Here is a 5,099-nt window from a genome sequence, read left to right as displayed (position 1 = left end):
GACGCGGCAACGCCCACCTCGGCGGCGATGTTGCTAGACGTGAAGGGCATCGGACCGGAGTTTGCTGCCATGCTTTGGTCGGAAGAGTTGTTCCGCCATTTCGACAACCGACGGCAAGTGGCGGCCTACGCCGGCCTTGCGCCGACGCCTTGGCAAAGCGGCTCGGTCGATCGTGAGCAAGGCGTGTCGAAATCCGGCAATCCGCGGCTGCGAACGACGATGGTTCAACTCGCCTGGCTATGGCTGCGCCATCAACCGCAATCGGCGCTTGCTCTCTGGTTCCGTGGACGCGTTCAGCAAAACGGCGGGCGGATGCGTAAGACAATGATTGTGGCGCTCGCCCGCAAGCTGCTAGTCGCACTCTGGAAGTATGTAACCGCCGGCATCGTGATCGAAGGCGCCGTGATGAAGGCCTGTTTGACCCTAATCCCGTAATCCGCCAGGACCCGATCAGTCCTGGCCGATCCAGGTGGATGAACCGATACCTAGCATGGCCTGAATGCCCGTTTTGTAGAATGGTTTCATCCTCCTGAGCCCTTGCTCGCCGCAAGCGGGATATTGGTGCAGCCGTACTGAACGGCGACCGCATGTGAGGTTGATCGTGCTCGGAGACGGCCGGTCATGCAAATCGGGCTCAGACCTTGGATGCCGAAACAGTCCTGGGGTTCTGCTCATGCGTTGCTGAATTTAATCCTTGACCCCAAGAAGCCCATGTGAGGCCAGGTACCAGCGCACGCAAAGCAGGATCACCGACTGGTCGAAATGGCGGCCCTTGAACATCACGTGCTTCTCCACAGCTGAGGAGTGTTTCTTGCCATACTCCGCTTACCGAAAGGTTTGCGACAGAGCCGCCTTAGCCTCTCCTGTCACCGCAGTGTGTTGCTCTAGTCAAATACCGGTGAGCGGAGTTCTTCCTAGTCCGATTGATGTTCAGCCTACCTGTCGTCTTGGCCTTGAGGAGGAGGTGTCAATCAGCATGGACATCGCGACCGTGCTGGCTGATGTTGGGCTCACGTTCGCCCCAATCAGATGGTGAAGCCGCTGTTGATCCTTCACAAACCGATACGTAGGTCACCGCACGGTTCAAAACGAGAACCGGTCGCACGCCATTCATTCGGAGCCGCGGCGCTTTGTCAGAACTTCATCAAAATGAAGGGCCCGCTTTGCAGGCCCCTTTTTGCAAGCCTGAAAGACGCGGTCTTACAGTTTGACCGCCGCTTCCCGCGCCCACAGCCGCAGACCCCGGCAACTTTCAATGAAATCCGTGGCACTCGCCTTGTCGGCCAGCGGCAGCATTCCCTCGTCAGCGCCGGGCTCGACGCCCGCTTTGGCCAGAAGCGGCAAGGAGCCGGGCGTGAAGCCGATGAACTTGCAATGAGAAAAGGCATCGGCCACGAAATCGCGAGCCGCTGCTTCGCCGGCCAGCAGATTGGCGCTCTCTTCGGTGAGCAGGATGGCGACCGCGTCAAACAATACCGATGGGCCACCATCGATCATATGCTTGGCCACAATCTTGGTGCCATCGCTGACCACCGCACCGCCAACCTTTGGCGCGATGACTTCCATAGCGGCCCCTTCATTCTCAATGGCAGTCTGTAAGGCTTTGAAGAGACCGGCGTCCGTGCCGGTGCCGATCAGGACACCAACCTTGCGGCCAGCAAAGCTCTCCGGGCCATTGGCAATGATGCTCAGCGCTGGCGAGGGCTCGAGATCCGTCCGCGGCGATACAGCGGCGTCGGCCGGCTTCGGCATCTCGGTGATGCCAAGCTTGTCGGCGACCGTGACAGCGAGACCCTCATCGATGTTCAGCAAGTGCGCGATCATCCGCTCGCGGATGGCTGGGGTTTCAACCTTGCTCAGTTCAAAGGTCAAGGCCTGAGCGATGTGGCGTTGCTCAGCTGGGGTCTGGCTGTTGAAGAACTGGGCGGCCTGGCTGTAGTGGTCGGCAAAACTTTCGGGACGAAGCCTGACCTTCTGGCCCTCCTCGCCGTCAGCGAACGGCCGGAACCCACGCTCAGGGGATTCGCGCGGGCCGACGCCGAATGAATTCGGCTGGTAGTTGGCCCGTCCAACCGGGTTGCGCATCGCCATGTGGCCGTCCTGCTGGAAATGATGGAATGGGCATTTCGGCGCGTTGATCGGCAGCTGCGTGAAATTGGGGCTGCCCAGGCGTATGAGTTGAGTGTCGAGGTAGGAGAAGTTGCGGCCCTGCAGCAGCGGATCATTACTGAAGTCGATGCCAGGCGGAACATTCTGGGTCATGAACGCGACCTGCTCGGTCTCGGCGAAGAAATTATCCGGCATGCGGTCGAGAACAAGGCGCCCCACAGGTATTGGCGGCAAGATCTCTTCTGGAATGATCTTGGTCGGATCAAGGATGTCGAAGTCGAAATTGTCGGCAAACTCCTGGTCGAACAATTGCAGGCATAACTCCCATTCGGGGAAATCGCCGGATTGAATGGCATTCCAGAGGTCCCTGCGATGGAAGTCGGGATCTGCGCCATTGATCTTGACCGCTTCGTTCCACACGACTGATTGCATGCCAAGCTTGGGCTTCCAGATGAATTTCACGAACGTCGATTCATCGGCCGCATTGACAAGCCGGAAGGTGTGCACGCCGAACCCTTGCATGAAGCGGAAAGAGCGCGGGATGGCGCGATCCGACATCACCCACATGATCATGTGCATCGATTCCGGCGTCAGGCTGATGAAATCCCAGAATGTGTCGTGCGCCGATTGGGCTTGCGGAAAGTCACGGTCAGGCTCCGGCTTGACCGAATGGATTACATCGGGAAACTTGATCGCGTCCTGAATGAAGAACACCGGGATATTGTTTCCCACGATGTCCCAATTGCCCTCACTGGTGTAGAGTTTCACGGCAAACCCGCGGACGTCACGGGCGAGGTCGAATGACCCCTTGCTGCCGGCCACCGTCGAGAACCGGACGAATGCCGGCGTTTTTTCTCCGGCCCGCTGGAAGATGTCGGCGCGCGTATATTTTGCGAGCGACTCGTAGGTTTCGAAAAAGCCATGCGCGCCATAGCCACGCGCGTGCACAACCCTCTCAGGAATGCGTTCATGGTCGAAATGAAAAATCTTTTCGCGGAAATGAAAATCCTCGATCAGCGTGGGGCCACGTGCGCCGATCTTGAGAGTGTTCTGATCGTCTGAGAGCGGGCCGCCCTGGGCTGTTGTCAGGACGTCAGTGTCACCCTCCGCAACCTGATGCAATTCCCCTCCTTGACCTCTGACCAAGGTCAAGTCGTGGACGGTGGCTGTCGGTGCGTTGGCTTCGGCTACTGGCTTACGCGGCATAGTGCTCTCCTTTGAAAGGCTTGAGAAATGTGGGCTCTGTCGCAAACCTGGAAATGGGGTTGTGAACGGCCATTTCGGCCTGTCCGTGAGGCAGCGAGGATATCGAATTGCTCAGCGATCGACAGACTGGGATTGTAGGCATACCTCGCCTGTCGCTTGCTCATCATGTGGATCATCTCGATGCCGGAGAGGATAACCACGGCGCTCGCCTGCGACTTGAAGCCGAGCATGGCTCGAACGCGGCGCTTGATACGCCGGTGATCCTGTTCGATCCGATTGTTGAGATACCGGCTATTGCGGATGCGGATCGGCTTCAGCGGTCGCCGCGATCGCTGCCGCAGCCGGCTAGCGTCGCAGGAAAGGATCGCCTCGTAATTGGTCTGGCTGCCGTCGATGACGATGCGCTCCGGCCGGCCATGGCGCGTCAGCACCTTGCGGAGGAAGCGTTTGACCACCACCAGGTCACGGTTTTCGCTGAAGAAGAACTCGACCGTGTCGCCGAGGCTGTCGATGGCGCGGTAGAGATACATCCATTGGCCGCGGACCTTGATGTACGTCTCGTCCATATGCCACTTGCTGCCGACCGCACGCTTGCCCCGGTTGAAGCGCTCCAGCAGCTGCGGCGAGAAGTGGGCGACCCAGCGATGCACGGTGGAGTGGTCGACCTTCAAGCCGCATTCGGCCATCATCTCTTCCAGATCGCGCAGGCTCAGATTGTAGGCCAGGTACCAGCGCACGCACAGCAGGATCACCGACTGGTCGAAATGGCGGCCCTTGAACATCACGTGCTCCTCCACAGCTGAGGAGTGTTTCTTGCCATGCTCCGCTTACCGAAAGGTTTGCGACAGAGCCTACTTGACCGTGAAGACCGCCCACATCCCGGATGTAAAGTGACCCGGAATGTTGCAGAAGAGAAGGTACGTGCCCGGCTTTAGATCAAGCCGCAGGACGGCAGTCTTATTCGGATCGAGCTCGGAGACTTCGCCTAGAATACCCGGCATTTTATCCTCGTCCACCCTACTCTCGCTGCTGTTGTATGGAAACAGCCTCGACAAATCCCTGAGCCGCGTAATGATCATTTCGTGGATTGTGTCCTTCGATGAGTTGAGAACCTCGAACGTTATCTCGCCAGCATTGACGGTGTCCACGCTAAGGGCAATGCCCATCGTCACCTTCGACATATCCTTGCCGACCGCGGGAAACCCGAGGTTGGTCGCCATAGCCGTTTCTACTCCCTTGTCCCAAAGCGATACGTTTACCACCGTCCCTGCGGCATGGGATGGACTCGCCGTCGCCACTTCGATGGCCAAAGCCGCAATCGGCAGAAAAGCGCGGATAGCAAGTAGCCTTCCAATCCCGTTACCTCTGAACATGATCGAGCCTTCTATCTAACCAGAGTGACGCCAGTAGAATAGTTGTCCGAATCATGAAACGCATTGATCCAAATCAGTGAATGACCACGCGACCAGACGCTCCCTGAATCACCGTCGCCGGCCTCGGCGTGATCGCGCTCCTGTAACGCCTAAGTGTCTGAATCGGAATGACCGCCATGTTTTCAGGTCCTTGCGAGGCGTCGGGTGAGCAAGCGGATGTTTGCGATGAAGACCCAGGCCCGTGCGGATTCGATGGATCGCTCGAAGTCCTTGGCCAGCCTTCGGCATCTGCCCAGCCATGCGAAGGTCCGCTCGACGACCCATCTTGCGGCAGGACTTCGAAGCCTTTGGCGCTGTCCGACCGCTTGACGATCTCCATGGTGAACTTGCCGATCTTTTGCAGGGCGCCCC

4 protein-coding genes and 1 pseudogene are annotated in these 5,099 nt (G+C 58.4%); 1 reads left to right on the top strand and 4 read right to left on the bottom strand.

The window, feature by feature from the left end; genetic code table 11:
- On the top strand, positions 1–435 hold a 435-nt coding region (locus tag NKH03_RS34235; RefSeq protein WP_352973255.1), incomplete at its 5' end, for a transposase.
- Positions 436–1,200: 765 nt separating this feature from the next.
- Here the strand turns inward: NKH03_RS34235 and katE are convergent.
- The 4 genes and pseudogenes from katE to NKH03_RS34215 form a co-directional block, all read right to left on the bottom strand.
- Positions 1,201–3,315 (bottom strand): catalase, encoded by a 2,115-nt coding sequence (gene katE / locus NKH03_RS34230; RefSeq protein ID WP_352973252.1) that lies wholly within the window; start codon positions 3,313–3,315, stop codon positions 1,201–1,203.
- 89 nt (positions 3,316–3,404) lie between these two features.
- A pseudogene (locus NKH03_RS34225) lies at positions 3,405–4,097 on the bottom strand (IS6 family transposase); the annotation flags it as partial.
- A gap of 69 nt (positions 4,098–4,166) precedes the next feature.
- Entirely contained in the window at positions 4,167–4,688 is a 522-nt protein-coding gene (locus NKH03_RS34220) for a sulfocyanin-like copper-binding protein (RefSeq protein ID WP_352950683.1), read from the bottom strand.
- A 182-nt stretch (positions 4,689–4,870) separates the two neighbouring features.
- On the bottom strand, positions 4,871–5,099 hold a 229-nt coding region (locus tag NKH03_RS34215; protein ID WP_352973249.1), incomplete at its 5' end, for a transposase.

This window comes from Mesorhizobium sp. M1406, assembly GCF_040317555.1.
GTDB lineage: Bacteria > Pseudomonadota > Alphaproteobacteria > Rhizobiales > Rhizobiaceae > Mesorhizobium.
This window is presented reverse-complemented; position numbering and strand designations above follow the sequence as displayed.